The 16,195-nt window shown below is 51.2% G+C and carries 13 protein-coding genes; 5 read left to right on the forward strand and 8 right to left on the reverse strand.

Features of this window, described 5'->3' with window-relative positions:
- Nucleotides 1-131: 131 nt before the first annotated feature.
- From ACTRXG_RS04255 to ACTRXG_RS04275, 5 genes are all read right to left on the reverse strand, one after another.
- Nucleotides 132-1,616, reverse strand: a complete 1,485-nt coding sequence (locus ACTRXG_RS04255) for a tripartite tricarboxylate transporter permease (RefSeq protein WP_474284130.1) — start codon at nt 1,614-1,616, stop codon at nt 132-134.
- A 16-nt stretch (nt 1,617-1,632) separates the two neighbouring features.
- On the reverse strand, nt 1,633-2,091 hold the full coding sequence (locus ACTRXG_RS04260; RefSeq protein WP_474284131.1) for a tripartite tricarboxylate transporter TctB family protein: 459 nt from the start codon (nt 2,089-2,091) through the stop codon (nt 1,633-1,635).
- Between the two features lie 77 nt (nt 2,092-2,168).
- The gene (locus ACTRXG_RS04265; RefSeq protein ID WP_474284132.1) at nt 2,169-3,206 is read right to left on the reverse strand and encodes a tripartite tricarboxylate transporter substrate binding protein; all 1,038 of its coding nucleotides are present in this window, start codon (nt 3,204-3,206) and stop codon (nt 2,169-2,171) included.
- A 165-nt stretch (nt 3,207-3,371) separates the two neighbouring features.
- Entirely contained in the window at nt 3,372-4,052 is a 681-nt protein-coding gene (locus ACTRXG_RS04270; RefSeq protein WP_474284133.1) for a response regulator, read from the reverse strand.
- On the reverse strand, nt 4,052-5,626 hold the full coding sequence (locus ACTRXG_RS04275) for an ATP-binding protein (RefSeq protein WP_474284134.1): 1,575 nt from the start codon (nt 5,624-5,626) through the stop codon (nt 4,052-4,054). The genes ACTRXG_RS04270 and ACTRXG_RS04275 overlap by 1 nt, the downstream gene beginning before the upstream one ends.
- 148 nt (nt 5,627-5,774) lie before the next feature.
- Between ACTRXG_RS04275 and ACTRXG_RS04280 the strand changes: the two genes are divergently transcribed.
- From ACTRXG_RS04280 to ACTRXG_RS04295, 4 genes are all read left to right on the forward strand, one after another.
- Nucleotides 5,775-6,776, forward strand: coding sequence for a zinc-dependent alcohol dehydrogenase family protein (locus ACTRXG_RS04280; RefSeq protein ID WP_474284135.1), 1,002 nt, complete (start codon nt 5,775-5,777; stop codon nt 6,774-6,776).
- 75 nt (nt 6,777-6,851) lie between these two features.
- Nucleotides 6,852-9,077, forward strand: a complete 2,226-nt coding sequence (locus ACTRXG_RS04285) for an ATP-dependent helicase (RefSeq protein ID WP_474284136.1) — start codon at nt 6,852-6,854, stop codon at nt 9,075-9,077.
- 94 nt (nt 9,078-9,171) lie between these two features.
- Nucleotides 9,172-10,650, forward strand: a complete 1,479-nt coding sequence (locus ACTRXG_RS04290; protein ID WP_474284137.1) for an aldehyde dehydrogenase family protein — start codon at nt 9,172-9,174, stop codon at nt 10,648-10,650.
- Between the two features lie 90 nt (nt 10,651-10,740).
- On the forward strand, nt 10,741-11,268 hold the full coding sequence (locus tag ACTRXG_RS04295; RefSeq protein ID WP_474284138.1) for a GrpB family protein: 528 nt from the start codon (nt 10,741-10,743) through the stop codon (nt 11,266-11,268).
- Nucleotides 11,269-11,483: 215 nt separating this feature from the next.
- On the opposite strand, the gene ACTRXG_RS04300 is transcribed toward ACTRXG_RS04295, so the two are convergent.
- On the reverse strand, nt 11,484-13,094 hold the full coding sequence (locus tag ACTRXG_RS04300) for an FAD-dependent monooxygenase (protein ID WP_474284139.1): 1,611 nt from the start codon (nt 13,092-13,094) through the stop codon (nt 11,484-11,486).
- A 162-nt stretch (nt 13,095-13,256) separates the two neighbouring features.
- On the opposite strand from ACTRXG_RS04300, the gene tenA reads away from it, so the two are divergent.
- Nucleotides 13,257-13,928, forward strand: coding sequence for a thiaminase II (tenA, locus tag ACTRXG_RS04305; protein ID WP_474284140.1), 672 nt, complete (start codon nt 13,257-13,259; stop codon nt 13,926-13,928).
- 28 nt (nt 13,929-13,956) lie between these two features.
- Here tenA and egtD read toward each other — a convergent pair whose 3' ends face one another.
- Both egtD and egtB read right to left on the reverse strand, forming a co-directional pair.
- A complete protein-coding gene (egtD, locus tag ACTRXG_RS04310) occupies nt 13,957-14,913 on the reverse strand; it encodes an L-histidine N(alpha)-methyltransferase (RefSeq protein WP_474284141.1) in 957 nt (318 codons plus the stop codon).
- 2 nt (nt 14,914-14,915) lie between these two features.
- Nucleotides 14,916-16,181 (reverse strand): ergothioneine biosynthesis protein EgtB, encoded by a 1,266-nt coding sequence (gene egtB / locus ACTRXG_RS04315; protein ID WP_474284214.1) that lies wholly within the window; start codon nt 16,179-16,181, stop codon nt 14,916-14,918.
- Nucleotides 16,182-16,195: the final 14 nt, after the last annotated feature.

The raw sequence follows: 16,195 nt of genomic DNA on the forward strand, positions 1-16,195 counted from the left end.
ACTGATTTCTAAGGATAGAAAGAAATCAGTCATTTGTCAACTGGAATTTAAAAATGGTTTACGAAGTTTGGGCGATTTGTTAAATCAGTATGAAAAATGACGCAAAAAAACCCGGAGGCCCGGGTTTTTTATTATGCGGAGGATGCTTTTTTCTGGCGAATAATTGGCACGAGGAAGGAAAGAAGCGCGACAATCAGCATGCTGAGGGCAATTGGCCGGGTGAAAAACACCGTTAAATCGTCATTGGCAATGGTCATGGCCTGACGGAAGGACTCCTCCATCATCCCGCCGAGTATAAATGCGAGGATCAGTGGAGCTGCCGGAAAATTGTACAGCTTCATCAAATAGCCGATCACGCCAAAAGCAAGCAGTAAATAAAGATCAAATGTGCTAAAGCTGATGGAGTAAACTCCGATCATGCTGAACATAATCACAAGCGAAATCAGCATTGGGCGCGGTATTAACAGTACTTTAGCAATGTATGGAATAAGCGGCAGGTTCAGGATTAACAAAAACACGTTGCCGATATACATGCTGATGATAACGCCCCAGAAGAGGTCAGGCTGTTCTTCAATTAACAGCGGTCCCGGTGGCACGTTCAGCACAAGCAGGGCGCCGAGCAGGACGGCCGTCGTTCCGGAACCGGGAATACCAAGGCTGAGAAGAGGTACAAAGGCACCACTCGTAGCGGCGTTATTGGCCGTTTCGGGAGCGGATATACCTTTTACTGCGCCTTTTCCGAATTCTTCCGGACGTTTGGCAATCTTTTTTTCCGTAATGTATCCGATAAATGAAGCGATCGTTGCACCGGCACCAGGGAGCACCCCGAGAATAAATCCTAGGAATGACTGGCGGGTCATTGGACCGCTCATATCCTTGAAGTCCTGTCTGGAAAGCTTCAGGCTTCCAATATTGCCCTGGTTTTTAATTGTCTTTTTGCGGTTTACAATCAGATTGCAGATTTCAGCAATCGCAAACAAGCCTAGAGCGATTACAAGAAAATCAATGCCCTCGAGCAGGTTCGAATTATTGAAGGTGAACCTTGTCGTCCCGGTCTGGCTGTCCATGCCAATAGTGACAAACATGAGGCCGAGCACTGCGGAAATAAGTGCCTTAATCGTCGAGCCGTCAGACAAGCTGGCTATCGCGGTTAAGCCGAGCAGCATCAGGGCAAAATATTCGGGCGGGCCGAATACAATGGCGACGCTTGCCAGAAGCGGAGCGAAGAGCATCAGCAGAACGACACTCACGGTCCCGCCGGCAAAGGAAGAAATGGCCGCAATCGCAAGTGCCTTTCCCGCCTGGCCGTTCTGGGCCATGGGGTAGCCGTCAAAAGCGGTAGCCACCGTACCGGAAATCCCCGGAGCATTCAAAAGAATTGAGGAGGTAGAGCCTCCAAACACGGCCCCGTAATACACGCCGGCCATAAGTACGAGAGCTACCGTCGGCTCCATGTTGTATGTCAGCGGGATCATGATAGCTATCGCACTGATCGGCCCGAGCCCGGGCATCATTCCGATAAATGTTCCGGCGAAAACGCCGATCAGCACAAACAGCATTCCCTGGACGCTGAAAGCGACACTGAGCCCGCTTAAAATTCCATCAAATGTTCCCATGAGCTTAACCTCCTTTCTACAGCGGCAGAATGCCCGGAGGCAGACTTATATTTAATAACTGGGTAAAGACTAAATAAAGCGATAACGGAAAAACAACCGAGGTCACAGCGTTGACGATATGTTTCCGGTAGCCCATAAACAGGCTGCACAGAAAAATAAATACAGTGGAGGCTAAAATGAAACCAACGGGCTCTAACAAAGTAATGTATAAAAGAATCATTATGCCTACACCGCCCAAGTAAAAAATATGCTGTCCGGCTTCCTTTCGTTTTTCCTGATCTTCCTCACTCTCGCCTTCTTTAATAAAAAACAAAAAGATACTGAGCAGGATTAATAAAAAGCCGGCTGCTTTTGGCATGGTGGAAGCGGTAAACACGCCTGTAGCAAAAGCGGGGATCTGAAAAGCCAGGTACAAATAGAAAATAGCAATGGCAATGAGAATCATACTGATAATTTTATTTGCGGAACGAAACATGACGTATCACCTCTTTCAACTGCTTTTAAAATAAGAGAGCTCTGGACGCAGAACGTTCAGAGCTCCTTCGTACGGTGTTACTCGCCGCCCCGGTCAATGCCCACCTCATCAAGCAGGTCCTGCATGGATTCTTCTTCTTCGGCTAAGAACTCTTCAAATTCTTCGCTGTCCATGTAGTTTTCTTCCCAGGCGTAGGACTGACGGGTTTCCTGCCAGTAGTCAGATTCACTGAGTTCTTTAAACGTCTCTTCGTAATAAGCAATTTCAGCATCACTCATGTTTGGCGGTCCCAAAAATCCGCGCCAGTTGACGAATGTTTCTTCGATGCCCTGTTCTGTCGCGGTTGGAAATTCACTGACCGTGTCACCTTCGAGACGTTCTTCGGCTGTAATGCCGAGCACTTTAACATCGCCGGCTCTCACCTGCTCGACCGTCTCGGTGATACCTGTTGAATAAACATCAGCCTGACCGTTTAAAAGGTTTGTCAGGGCGCTGCCGTCCTGTGCGGATACGTATTTAATCGTAGAAGGATCAACGCCTGCACCGGCTGCAATTTTGGCAAACTGCATATGGTCCATACTGCCCGGGGAGGATTCGCCGACGACGGTGATATCATCCGGATTTTCCTTCATATCATCAAACAGGTCGTTCAAATCATCCCATTCCGAGTCTTCCGTAACGGCAAACGCGCCGTAGTCGGCAATCATATTCGAAAGAGGAGTGAAATCTTCATAGCTGTATTCCGACTGGCCGTTCAGCGGCACGAGCAGAAGGGGAGGTGAAGCCACAAAAGAGTATTCCGGATTGCCTTCCTGGTTATGAATGTAGGACCAGCCATTGGCTCCGCCGCCGCCTTCCCGGTTAACGACACCGATGCCCTGATCGACAATGCCTTCTTCTTCAAGACCTTCAGCAGCGGAACGGGCCACTGTATCCCAGCCGCCCCCAGCTCCGGCCGGTGCAACAATTTCAAGTGAGGAATCCGGCTCGTAGTTTTCTTCGCCGCCGTCACCGCCATCACCACCTGACGAGCTGTCCCCGCCGCCTCCTCCGCAGGCGCTTAAAACGCTAAGCGAAAGTACTCCGGCACCGATCCAATATTTTGAATGCTTCATAATATGTAGCCCCCTTTTTTATATTGATGTAAGCGTAACCAAAAAACGCTTAAATGTAACCGTTTACAATTTAAAATGTATATCTTTCGTTTATTGTATTTATTTCATAAATGTCACGGGCATAAATAAACCGGCTGCATGTACTGGCTGCAGCCGGTGAAGGAATTATTTTTTAAAATATCTGCGTTCAGGGCGGCCGACAATTCCATAGATCGGACGGACCTCGATTTCGTTTGCGGATAACAAATATTTAAAATAGCGGTGCGCGGTAGTTCGGGAAGCACCGAGAAACGAAGCCATTTCATCAGCCGTTACTCCGTGCTCTGCCTGATGGATATGATCCTTTACCTGATCGAGTGTGAAGGCATCAATACCTTTTGGCAAATCTAATTCTGATTTGGTTTCCGCCGTGCCGGGAGACGCGGGAGGGGAGAAGTAACGATCAATCTCCTCCTGGGTAAGATCCCCTTCAGGGCGGGCCGCCTGCATAGCCTGGAATTTTTTCAGCGACTCCTCGAGCCGTTTAGGAGAAGCTGGTTTAATAATATAATCGATCACACCCGATCGGTAGGCTTTCTGCACATGACCGAGATCATTTGAAGCTGAAATAATAATAATGTACGCATCATGGCTGTCCAGTATTTGCCCGAGAATGTCTGTTCCAAGCTGATCGGGCAGATAAATGTCGAGCAGCAGTACATCAACCGGCGTGTGCTCCATCGTCTCGAGCAGTTCCTTTGCGGTGCCGGAGGTAAACCGGCATGAGAACCCTTCAATTTGTTCAATAAGCTGCCGGTGAATATCTGCGATCCGAAAGTCGTCTTCGGCAATACCAACGTAAATCATCAACTACCCCCTTGCGGCAACGTTTTGGGCAGGTAAACCGTAAAGTAGGCGCCCTGGCTTTCATTGTTGCCAAATTCAAGCATACCCTCTAATTCCTGAATCGTTCTTTCTACGATCGAAAGTCCATATCCTCTTGGCTGGTCACCGGATTTTGTGGAGGCTCCCTGGGAAGTAATGTCTATCCCCTCCGGAAGTCCGGGCCCGTTATCGACAACTTCAAACATAATTTCCTCCTCCATTTCGGTGACGAAAAATGCTACTTCGGGCGTTGAACAGCCTGAGGCACTGTCAATGGCGTTATCGATAAGGTTGCCTAAAATAGATACAAGCTGAACCTTCTGAATGTGGTCCGGCAGTGTTCCCAGCCGGCTTTCGCTGTCGATGTGGAAAGCTGTCTTTTTTTCGGAAGCCCTTGCCGCTTTTCCGGTTAGTATCGCCTGAACGGTCGGGTCGTTAATCTGCTGAAAGACTACGGAGTGGGTTTTGCGCTGCTGGGACGTTTCTTCTTCGACAAGCTGGGCTGCCTCGTCGTATTTCCCGAGATGAAGATACCCGGATAATGCGTATAGCTTATTCAGATATTCATGATTTTGTGAGCGCAGACTGTCCGAATAGCGCTGAATGTCAGAAAGCGTGTTAGCCATCTGCATCATTTCTGTTTTATCACGGAACGAAGAAACGACGCCGACGAGCCGGCCGTCGATAGTGATCGGCTCCCGGTTGACGATGTAAGGAGCCCCTCGGAGCACTAATTCCTGGTCGTATTCCGGCTGTCCGTGCTTCAGTACTTTTGGCATTTCCGAGTCCGGCAGCACGTGATGAATATTCTGCCCCTCGATGACACCGTTAATAGCAAGCATGTTTCGGGCTGATTCATTCATCATCGTGATCCGCCCTTCGGTGTCAATCGCAATAATGCCCTCCCGGATAGCAGTAAGTACACTTTCTTTTTCCTGGTACAGCTGACCAATCTCATGAGGTTCAAGGCCGAACATGTCTTTCCGGATATTTCTTGAGACCGCCATACTGCCGATTACGCCTAGAGCGAGAAGAACGAGCGCGAGCATAAACAGAAGCCCGAAGCGTTCCCAGATGGCCGCCCGCACATCCTCAAGCAGAAAGCCGACAGAAACGATGCCGACAATATCCCCGTCTTCATCACGAACCGGTGCCTTGCCGCGAAGAGAGGGGCCCCGGGTGCCGGTGGCAGTGGAGACGTAGGACTGCCCCTGCTCGAGCGCGCGGGCGTTGTCGCCGCCGACCATGGATTCGCCGATTTTCCATTCGTCCGGGTGGGCGTAACGGACTCCTTCGGTATCACCAAGCACCACAAACTCTGCGCCGGCCTGCTTACGGACCCGTTCAGCATAGGGCTGAAGCACGGAGCTTGGATCCTCGGAGGCATACGCTCCCTGAACGACCGGGGAGCTCGCTATGTAGGTGGCTGTGCTTAATGCTTTATCTCCAAGCTCTTCTTCGATATCATTATATTCTAAATAAGCAAACACCCCGAAGGAGCTTACCGTAATAAAAGCGACAAGCCCGACGACGAGAAACATAATTTTTGTCTGCATCTTCATGTTCTTTCTTATAATGGGCTCCCTCCTTCCAGGATAACGCTTTCAGAAAGTGTAGGACTATATCCTCCTATTTAAATATACGGGTTGTTCAAAGAGTAGCATATCGCAGACAGAGCGGCAATTGCATATTAGGAGGGAGAAGATGGGACGTAGCAACATAAAAGCAGACGTCGGTGCGTTTGGAATACCATCCGAGCAAATTCATATCAGGGATGAACAAAAGGGGGAGTTAAAAGCCGGGCGCGTGGAAGTATGGATGCGTCTGTCCCCGGTCAATCCCTCGGATCTCATTCCTGTATACGGGCGTTATGCCCACCGGGTAACGCTGCCGCTCGTGCCCGGCTACGAAGGCGTGGGTGTTATTGAACGGGTTGGAGAAGGAGTGAGCAGAGGATTGATAGGAAAGCGCGTGCTGCCGCTGCGGGGCGAAGGCACCTGGCAGTCGCTTGTGCATGCGCCGGCAGCCCTGACCGTACCGGTGCCGGACAGTCTTTCCGATGAGACAGCTGCGCAGATGTACATCAACCCGGTGACGGCGTACGTCCTTTTAACTGAAAAGCTGGATATTCCTTCTGGTGGAATGCTTGTTATTAACGCGGCTAATTCTGTAATGGGAAGGCTTCTGATTCAATTGGCTTCCTGGATGAATATTCGCGTGGTGGGCCTTGTACGACGAAATGAAGTAATAAACGAGCTGGTACAGCTGGGGGCAGAAAAAATAGTGGCAGCCGGGGAGGGAGAAGAAGAGAGCGGGCTGAAAGCTGCCCTCAAGGGGGAGAAAGCAGAAGCCGCCGTGGATATGATCGGTGGAGAAGCTGGAGCCGCTCTCGCCGGGAGCGTTAAGCCGGAAACAACGCTTTTAGCACTCGGCCTGCTCTCCGGCAGACCGCTCGACTGGGCTTATATTACGGAAAGACTGGGAGTGAAGGGTACGATGTTTCATTTGAGGCACTGGAATGCTTCAGTTTCCGATACGCGCTTCCAGCAGGTATTCAGGACGCTGTTTCAACTGGTGGACAGCGGGCAGCTTGTGGTGCCGCTCGTCCGGCATGTCTATCCGCTCGTTCAGGTACGGCAGGCATTACAGGACTATGAGAGCAAAAGCTTCAGCGGCGGTGGAAAAATAATGCTCGCCGGCCCGTGACTGCCTGCTCTATACAAGAGGGGCTGTGCCGATTTATAATAAACATACTCAATCCAACAGAAACGGTGAGAACTTATGCGGGAATTTTCTTTTTATTCGACTCCCTTCGGTGTAAGCGGAGAAGAAGTACCATATGCAGCAATTGCTAAAGCTACAACAAGCAGAGAGCTCGTGTCGGATCAGGAATCCGATGCCTTTTATTTTCGTTCGCTTGAAGCGGACGGTATTTTTTTGAACGAAGCCCAGATTGAAGCCGTACGCTTTGGCAGCGGGCCGCTGCTGGCGCTTGCAGGTGCCGGATCAGGAAAAACGTCGGTGCTCGTCTGCCGGGCGGGCTATTTAATGGCGGTCAAGCAGGTGCCGGCAGAATCCGTTCTACTGATCACATTTACAAAAAAAGCAGCGGAGGAAATGAAAACGAGAGTGATGAACCTGCCGGGTGTCGGAGAAACAGCCAGCAATCTGCAGGTGCGCACGTTCCACGCCTTTTTCCTGCTTCTGCTCCGGCGCCACGGTATCCGACAGGAAATTGTTTCAAGCGAGCGGAAAAAGCAGCTGGCCGTGAAGCTTTTGATGAAGGACATGGGCCTTGAAGATGTCTATCAGCCCGAGGCGGTCTTATCCTTTCTGTCCTATCATAAAATGAATGACACCGCTGTTGCGGATCTTCCTGAAAAAGAGACGAGCCAAAAGCAGTTGAAACGTATCTGCGAGGCGTATGAAGACTGGAAGCTTGAACGCAATTATATTGATTTTGACGATATTTTAATGAAGGCCAAAGCATTGATGGACGAGGACCCGGCTTTTCTGCAGCAGCTGCAGGACCGGTTTGAGTACGTCATGGTCGATGAATTTCAGGACACCAACTATCTTCAGTACAGGCTGGTGCAGATGATTGTGGAAAAGCACCGCAATTTGTTCGTGGTGGGTGATGACGACCAGACGATTTATTCGTTTAACGGGGCCCGGCACGAATTCATTCTGGAGTTTGACCAGAAGTATCCGGAAGCGCAGACGATTGTACTCGACGTTAACTACCGTTCCCATAAAGCCATCGCCGGCCTTGGGAATGAAGTGGTGCGCCACAACAAGCAGCGGAAAACGAAAACCCTCCAGGTGATGAATGCAGAAGCCTCGTCTCCGTTTTATTTCCGCGCTGCGTCCACCGACGAAGAAGCGGAGCAGGTGGTGGCAGATATGAAGCGTGCCGTGGCAGAGGGAGAATGCGAGTGGCGTGATATGGCCGTGCTGCACCGGACGATCAGTGTGAGCCGTGCCATCTTTGAGCAGCTGACGGCCCAGGATGTGCCGTTTGTGCACCATTCCCTCGGCAACCAGATGTTCTATGAGCAGTGGCCGGTGAAAGCGATGATGGACTATCTGCGGCTGAGCCTGAATCCGACGCTCGTGGAAGCGATGCCCGAGGTTGTGCCGACTTTATTCATCTCCCGGGAGCGCGGCATGCGGCACATTAAAGACCGTGAAATATTTTCTCCCCGCAGCGAACCGCTGCTTCATTTAACAGACATGCCGGGCATTCGCCCGTTTCAGCGTAAAAAGGTGGAGGAGCGGCAGAGCATGATTCAGAAGCTGAAGGAAAAACGCCCGGAAACGGCCATCCGCCAGATGCGGCGCCAGTTTTACGACGGCTACCTGGAGGCCGATGAACAGCAGGTAAGCATGAAAAAGGAAACGTTAAAGGAAACCCTCGATGAACTGGAGTCCTCGGCCAAACGGTTTGAAAGTGTGTCGTCTTTTGTATACTTTGTCGACGATATGCTGCGGACATTCCGCGAGATGAAGGAGCGGGAGAAGGACCCGGATGCGAACCACGTTTCGCTGATGACGATCCACCGGGCCAAGGGCATGGAGTTTCCGGTCGTGTATGTGATCGGGGCTTCAGAAACGATCATGCCGCATAATTCTGCCTTAAAGGCCGACCGGATGAAGGACCTTTTATACGGAGAGAAGGCAGAAAATAAGCAGACCCAGGCTCTGGAGGAGGAGCGCCGGCTCGCATATGTAGCGATTACGCGGGCGAAGCAGAAGCTGTGCATCAGCTCGCCGGCCTTTTACCGCGGCAAGGAGGTGGAAGTGTCACGCTTTCTGCTCGAAGCCTTTCCGGGAGAAACACATACCGGGGAAAAGCAGGAAACGGAAACCATCGAGGCACTCGTCTGTGAAGAAGCGATGTGCCCGGCCTGGATACGTCTGTCGGAAGCACCTGATGAAACGGAAAAAGAGTGTCCGATGTGCAAAGGGAAAATGGTGCCCGGCACTAAACAGGTTATTAAAAAGTAACTGCCGCAGCCGGCTCAGCAAATTAGTTGAATAATCACGTGCAGCAGGCTACGATGAATTGATAGATACTAATGTTTCTAAGGGGGAGTCAGCAATGGCAGACGAATCAGTAATATTATATGCATGGATTAACGGAAAACGAGTGGACGCCGACGAATATATGGAACGGGAAAACCCGGCAGACCCGCAAAAAATCGTGGCGTACGTGCCGAAAACAACGACCGGGCAGGCAGCGGAAGCTATTGAAGCAGCCCGTGCTGCTTTTCCTGCGTGGAAGGAAGTGCCGGTGGAAGAGCGGATCGAGCGGATGGAACGCGCCATCCAAACGATGAAGGACCGCACGCCGGAGCTTGCTGAAACGCTCGCGGAAGAACACGGCAAGCCAGTTTACGACGCAGAGGGCGAAATGGCGGTTTCAATCATGTGGATGGAGTACGCCTGCCAGACAGTAAAAGAGACAATCGCTGATCAGGTAGACGAAGGCGAGGGCGGCAAAACAATCATCCGTCAGGAGCCGATAGGCGTAGTGTCTGCTATCAGCCCGTGGAACTATCCGATTGCGCTCTCTACAATCAAGATTGCTCCGGCGATATTGACAGGAAATACCGTCGTTTCAAAGCCGAGCCCGTTTGCTCCACATGCGGTCAGCCTGGTGGTTGAAATGATTGCCAAGGAATTTCCGGACGGGGTGCTGAATCTCGTCCACGGAGAAGCTGAGGTCGGCGTGGAGCTTACCTCCAATACACATGTGGATAAAATTGCTTTCACGGGAGGTACGGAAACTGCTAAGAAAATTATGAAGTCGGCCGCGGATACAATCAAGGATATGACGCTTGAGCTTGGCGGCAATGATGCTGCCGTAGTGCTGCCGGACTTTGACGTAAACGATGAGCGCGCGATGCGCCGCATGGTTATCTCCAACTTCCTGACCGCCGGCCAGATATGCATGATCGCCAAACGGATCTATGTACCGCGCACCCTGTACAATGATTTTGTGGAAAAGTATCAGGAAGCAGCCAACAAATGGGTGAAAATCGGCAGTCCGTTTGATGAACAGGTCACGACCGGGCCGCTCAACAACAAGCAGCAGCTGGATTTTGTGAAAAGCCTTGTGGATAATGCGGCTGAAAAAGGCGCGGACGTTATCCCGCTCGGCCACATTGTGGATAAGGAGCTGTTTGAACAGGGGTACTTCCTGCAGCCGACTCTGGTGCTCGGCGCGGACCAGCAGGACGACATTGTGAAGGAGGAACAGTTCGGACCGACCGTTCCGATCGTGCCGTACGATACGGTGGATGAAGCGGTGAAAATGGCGAACGACAGCATTTACGGCCTCACAAGCTCGGTATGGGGAGAAGAAGACCATGCCATCGAAGTTGCAGCCCGTATTGAAGCAGGCACTACGATGGTCAATACCGCTGCTGTGCAGGGACTTGACGTCCGTTATCCATTCGGCGGAGTCAAGCAGTCCGGCATCGGCCGCGAATACGGAAAAGAAGGCCTTCTCGGCTACGTAACCCCTCACGTCATCAATGTACCGAAAATGCGGGATCTGCCGTATATTCCCGAATAACAAAATTAAGCAGCTGTCCTGGAGGCTTCCAGGACAGTTTTTTATGCTGAAGTTTGAGAAAAGTAAAGATTTTTGAAAAGGAGTGATACGATGCGGACCATAGAGGTCGTGCCGTGGCAAAAGGAGTGGAAGCACTATTTTTACCATGAACAAAAGCTGCTGGAGCTTGAAGCCTGCGGTCCGGGAGATCATATTTACCACATAGGAAGCACGAGCGTTCCGGGCCTTTCGGCAAAGCCAATCATCGATATCCTAATTGAAACCCCGGAGCTCTCTATGTGGTCCGAAGACCGGCTTGAAGGACTCGGATATAGGGGAAAAGGAGAGCATGGTATTGAAGGAAGGGCTTTTTATTATAAAGGCGAATATGTCCGCCGTTTTCACGTGCACGTGTTCGAAAAAGAAAGCGAAGGGGGCGGACGTCACCTTGCCTTCCGCGATTATTTACGCTCTTTCCCGGCAAAGGCGAAGGAATATGAAATCATTAAAAAACAGGCTGCAGCGAGGCACCCGCACAGTCCGTCTGGATATATGGAAGAAAAGTATACCGTCGTGCAGAGGCTCGAACAGGAGGCTCTTTTCTGGAAACGAACAGAAGGAGAAAATGGTGATTTTTGAAAGACTGACAAAACCGTCCACAGACATATACACAATGGGGATGGTTATCAGCTGAGATAAGGGAAGGACATAAAAATAATCGAAGCGGCTGCTTCGATTGAAGGCATTGATGACAGAGAATTTACTGAAATGAAACGCCGGCTTGTGGATAGTCTTTGAAGTGTTTTCGGAAATTATCCACAGCCGGCTGGAAAATGGAGCGAGGATGAAAGAAGCTACTGATATAAAGCGGTGTGAATTTTTCTCATCAATCTCCCGGTACGGACCGGGTGCTCGGCAAAAGCAACATAGCCGTCCGGACGTATGAGTACAGCTGAAAATGCCGGCAGCTTCCATTTAACGGCAAGATCGCGCCGGTAATCAAACAGATGGTGGATATTCGGCCTGGAGGCCCGGAGTATGCCTTTGCGCTGAACAACGAGAATGAGAATGGAAGGGCCGTACTGCCGGCGCACCTCCTGGATGCTTTCATCGAGCTGATGAAGCTCCTGCTCGTCTTCGATATAAAACAGGCAGGTAAACTGCTGGATGTGCAGAAAATCCATTACGTCTGCGTGTTCTCCTTCTTCGGTAAGAACACGTGCCGGCGCAGCCCGGGATCCGGCTGGAATCATCGGCCCCTGGTGCTGGAATTTCGCAAACGAAGCCCTGTTCTGATAGCTGATATCAATATTGGCGAGGCGCTGGGTCAGCTGGCGCTGTAATGAACTGCTTTTGCTCAGCATACTGACAGGGTTCGCCAGAAGGCGTGGAATAAGGGTATGGGAGCGGGTCATCACCTGCATCGCCGTATTTGTCATTCGAATGGTCTTGCGTCCGACCGCGTACCGTTCCTCTTCATACGTATCGAGCAGAGCAGGATCCGAATGGCCGCGGAGCACCCACGCCAATTTCCAGCAGAGGTTAACCGCGTCCTGCATGCCGAGGTTCATTCCCTGGCCGCCGAAGGGGCTGTGCAGATGGGCAGCATCCCCGGCAAGAAACAGCCGCTTATCCCGGTAGGCATCAGCCTGGTGATGGGAGGTGCCGAACTGGGACAGCCAGGAGGCGCTGGTCAAACGTACTGGCTGCTGGGTAATACGCTGTACGCTTTTTTCGAGATCTTCAAGAGGGAGGTCGTCCCGGTGTTCACGGTTCTGTTCGGCATGATCGATAGTGATTACCCGGTACGTTTCATCACGGAAGGGAAAGAAAGCAGCTACACCGCGTTCGGTAATAAATGTCGAGATATCGTTGGAAAGCGGAATTCCTTCCACCGTCACGTCCCCTAAAAAGTAGATTGTTTCATGCTTGCCGCCCGGAAAGGAAACGTTCATGTTCTCACGGACGGTACTGTGAGGACCATCACAGCCGATCACATAGGAGGCGCGGATTAATTCGTGTCCATTTTCGGTGGAGCATTCCACCTCCGCGTAGTCCCGGTACTGGGTAATCCGTTTACAGTGGGTGTTCCAATCGATAAATTGGCCGATTTCCCGAAGCTGTTTTTTTAAAATATGCTCCGTATCTGACTGCGGCAGCATAAGCATGAAGGGAAACGGCGTATCGAGCGAAGCAAAGGAGGCCCTGGAAGCACGTTTGCCTTCAGGCTGAACAGCCGCATCAGTAATGGGGAAGCCTTCCTTTAAGAAGGGGCGGAGCGCACCGATCAGGCTGAGCATTTCGAGGGTGCGCGCCTGGATGCCGAATGCTTTGGAAAAAGGGGAAATCGAGCTTTTTCTGTCTAAAATACGGACGCGGATGCCGAGTGCTCTTAATGTGTTGGCGGCAGTCAAACCCACGGGGCCCGCCCCAACAATGCATACATCGGTATTCGTTGTTTTCATGAATTCATCACGCTCCCTTCGGTATACTTGTAGTATACCCTGCGAAAGGCTGCCTCATGCACGTGTTGCCCGCGGGAGGGAACTGTGTTTGAATATGGGAAATTCCTATTTCCGACTGGGATTGGGCCGGTTTGATTCTTAATGAAGGAAAGGAAGAGATTAATGTCATTCACTCATGATTTAAAGGAAAAACTGCTGCCGGTGTGGGAGCAGAATCATACGCATCCGTTTGTGGAAGAGCTTGGGCGGGGAACCCTCGATAAGGAAAAATTTCGTTATTTCATGATTCAGGATTATCTTTATCTCGTGCAATATGCGAAACTGTTTGCGATTGGTGCTGTTAAAGCCGAAGACGTGGAAACGATGGGGGCTTTTGCGAAGGTAATGGACGTTACCATGAATGAAGAAATGAGTCTGCACCGCCAGTATGCGAAAAAATTTGGCATCACCGAACAGGAGCTCGAACAGGCAGAAGCGGCACCAACTACACTTGCGTACACAAGGTATATGCTGCATGAAGGGCAGAACGGAGGCCTGGCTGAGCTGCTTGCGGCTGTGCTTCCATGCATGTGGAGCTACGCAGAAATCGGAAGAAAGCTCAGTTCGTGGCCGGGAGCCCTGGAGCATGAGCTGTACGGCGAATGGGTGCAGATGTACAGCGATGACGAATTTCAGCAGCTGGCGGACTGGGGCATCAGCATGCTCAACCGCCTGGCAGAAAACAAACCCGCGGAGGAAAAAAGAAAGATTGAAAATATATTTTTAACGACTACCCGGTTTGAGTATTTGTTCTGGGAAATGGCGTACCGGCTGGAAGGCTGGCCGCAGACATGAAAAGCCCCCGGAGGACCGGGGGCTCTGCTTATATTTGAGGGGAAAGCGTAAATACGCCAAACCATTCATTTTCGTCCGTCCACCAGTCGCTGGTTTCCCAGAAGGACTGGCGGGCCAGATTTATGAATTCCTCGGGAGTGAACTTCCGGCTATTTTCTGTATGGATCGTCTCGCCGGCACGCATCGTAAACGTTTCTCCACCGATCGAGAACAGGGAAGGCTTTTCGGCGCGCAGATGCATTTCGATCCGCCCGAGCCGTTCGTTGTAAAAAGCCTCATGTGCAAAATGGCCGGTATTGATGCCGGCGTCAAGCTCGCGGTTTAGGCGGTGGAGCAAATTTTTATTAAAGGAAGCGGTAATGCCTGCCTCGTCATTATACGCCCGGTGAAGCACGACCGGATCCTTCTTCAAATCGACACCGACCACCAGGCTGTCCTCGGGATTCATATGAGAAGCGAGCTTTTGTAAAAATTCCGAAGCCTCCTTCGGATCCAGGTTTCCAATAGTGGAGCCGAGAAAAAAGACAGCAGAGGGCTGGTCTTTGCTGCTGTTAAAAAACGACATCGTTTTTGTATAGTCTGCACATACGCCTGAGACCTGCATGGCCGGCACGGCTTCCTTTACATGGGCGGCGGTATCGTGCAGGGCACTAAGCGAAATGTCGACGGGGGTATAGCTCACTGCCTCCGATAGGAAGGGAAGCAGGCAGCGGATTTTATCAAAGCTTCCGCTTCCAAGCTCAATAAGGGAGGAGGCTCCAATGCTTTCAGCAATTTCTTCCCCGTAGTCGGATAAAACAGACGCCTCGGTCCGGCTCACGTAATATTCCGGCAGCCGGGTAATTTCATTAAACAGCATGCTTCCCTGCTCATCGTAGAAATGTTTCGGGGGGATACTCTTAGGCTCGGCAGCCAGTCCGGTGCGAACGTCTTCAGCCAGGGAGGAGAGCGAAGGCTTTAAATCCAATACAGTATAGTCAGCCATGGCTATTTCTGCACTCCGTCCTTGGCAAGCCTCAGTCCGCTGAACTGCCAGCGTTTTTCCGGCGGGAAAAAATTACGGTAGGTGGAGCGGATGTGTGACTGCGGAGTTGCGCACGAACCGCCGCGCAGCACCATTTGGTTGCTCATGAATTTTGCATTGTATTCGCCCATGGCCCCTTCCGGCGGACGGTTGCCTGGATACGGGGAATATGGACTGCGTGTCCACTCCCATACGTCTCCGTAGGCATTGGGAGCCGATTGGAGTGGCTGCGGATGATAGCTTTCAGATTCCAGAAACGTACCGTCTGCTTCGGAGCTGCGGAAAGCATATTCCCATTCCTGTTCGGTAGGGAGACGGGCTCCGGCCCAGCGGGCGTAGGCATCTGCTTCGTAGTAGCTGATATGGGCAATAGGTTCATGAAGGCGCACTTCTTTCAGGCCGTTCATTGTAAAGTAGAACCAGATCCCGCCCTGCTTCTGCCAGTAGAGCGGTGCCTTCCAGTCGTGCTCCTGGACAATACCCCAGCCTTCGGAAAGCCACAGCTCAGGATCTTCGTAGCCGCCGTCTTCAATAAAACGAATATATTCTTCGTTGGTCACCGGTCTGGAGGCGATAGAGAAGGCGTGCAGATAAAATTTATGCTCCGGGCGTTCGTTATCGAAGGAAAAATGCAGATTATCTGTGCCAATAGTCGTTAGCTCGTCTTCATAGGCGTGCCATTCCAATTCGGGAGTCTCTCCCTTTTCAGCAAAAGAATCATTTTCCAGGTAGGCAGGGTTAAGTGGATTCATCGAAAAGTTGAATTTTGTGTCGGTGACTAACAGCTCCTGGTGCTGCTGCTCGTGCTGCAGGCCGGTTTCCATTAATTCAGCGATCTCATCGTTCCAGGGCCCTTCTTTGAGAAAACGTTCCATCGCCGCTTCCACATGACGCCGGTATTCCATGGTGTCTTCTGTCGTCGGACGGGAAATCAGTCCGCGGTACTGCTTGGGAAACGGTTTTCCCTGCGTTTCGTAATAGGAGTTGTACAAGCCGTTGGAGAATTTTGAAAACTCCTCATAATGATCAGCGTACGGCTTGAGAATGAACTGCTCAAAAAACCAGGTCGTGTGGGCCAGATGCCATTTCGCCGGACTGACGTCAGGATGCGCCTGAATCATAAAATCTTCGGTGTATAACGGTTCGGTCAGCTTCATCGTCTGCTGACGCAGAGACGTAAAACGTTCGGTAAATTCAGCTTTTGCGGCATTTGCCTTCGCCTGTACGATGGGGAATTCCTCCT

It is taken from the genome of Marinococcus sp. LNSP9103-4 (assembly GCF_056034345.1).

Bases quoted from the DNA above. Each gene is read 5' to 3' on its own strand.
- ACTRXG_RS04255 (WP_474284130.1), bottom strand. From the start codon at position 1,616: ATGGGAACATTTGATGGAATTTTAAGCGGGCTCAGTGTCGCTTTCAGC.
- ACTRXG_RS04260 (WP_474284131.1), bottom strand. From the start codon at position 2,091: ATGTTTCGTTCCGCAAATAAAATTATCAGTATGATTCTCATTGCCATT.
- ACTRXG_RS04265 (WP_474284132.1), bottom strand. From the start codon at position 3,206: ATGAAGCATTCAAAATATTGGATCGGTGCCGGAGTACTTTCGCTTAGC.
- ACTRXG_RS04270 (WP_474284133.1), bottom strand. From the start codon at position 4,052: ATGATTTACGTTGGTATTGCCGAAGACGACTTTCGGATCGCAGATATT.
- ACTRXG_RS04275 (WP_474284134.1), bottom strand. From the start codon at position 5,626: ATGCAGACAAAAATTATGTTTCTCGTCGTCGGGCTTGTCGCTTTTATT.
- ACTRXG_RS04280 (WP_474284135.1), top strand. From the start codon at position 5,775: ATGGGACGTAGCAACATAAAAGCAGACGTCGGTGCGTTTGGAATACCA.
- ACTRXG_RS04285 (WP_474284136.1), top strand. From the start codon at position 6,852: ATGCGGGAATTTTCTTTTTATTCGACTCCCTTCGGTGTAAGCGGAGAA.
- ACTRXG_RS04290 (WP_474284137.1), top strand. From the start codon at position 9,172: ATGGCAGACGAATCAGTAATATTATATGCATGGATTAACGGAAAACGA.
- ACTRXG_RS04295 (WP_474284138.1), top strand. From the start codon at position 10,741: ATGCGGACCATAGAGGTCGTGCCGTGGCAAAAGGAGTGGAAGCACTAT.
- ACTRXG_RS04300 (WP_474284139.1), bottom strand. From the start codon at position 13,094: ATGAAAACAACGAATACCGATGTATGCATTGTTGGGGCGGGCCCCGTG.
- tenA (WP_474284140.1), top strand. From the start codon at position 13,257: ATGTCATTCACTCATGATTTAAAGGAAAAACTGCTGCCGGTGTGGGAG.
- egtD (WP_474284141.1), bottom strand. From the start codon at position 14,913: ATGGCTGACTATACTGTATTGGATTTAAAGCCTTCGCTCTCCTCCCTG.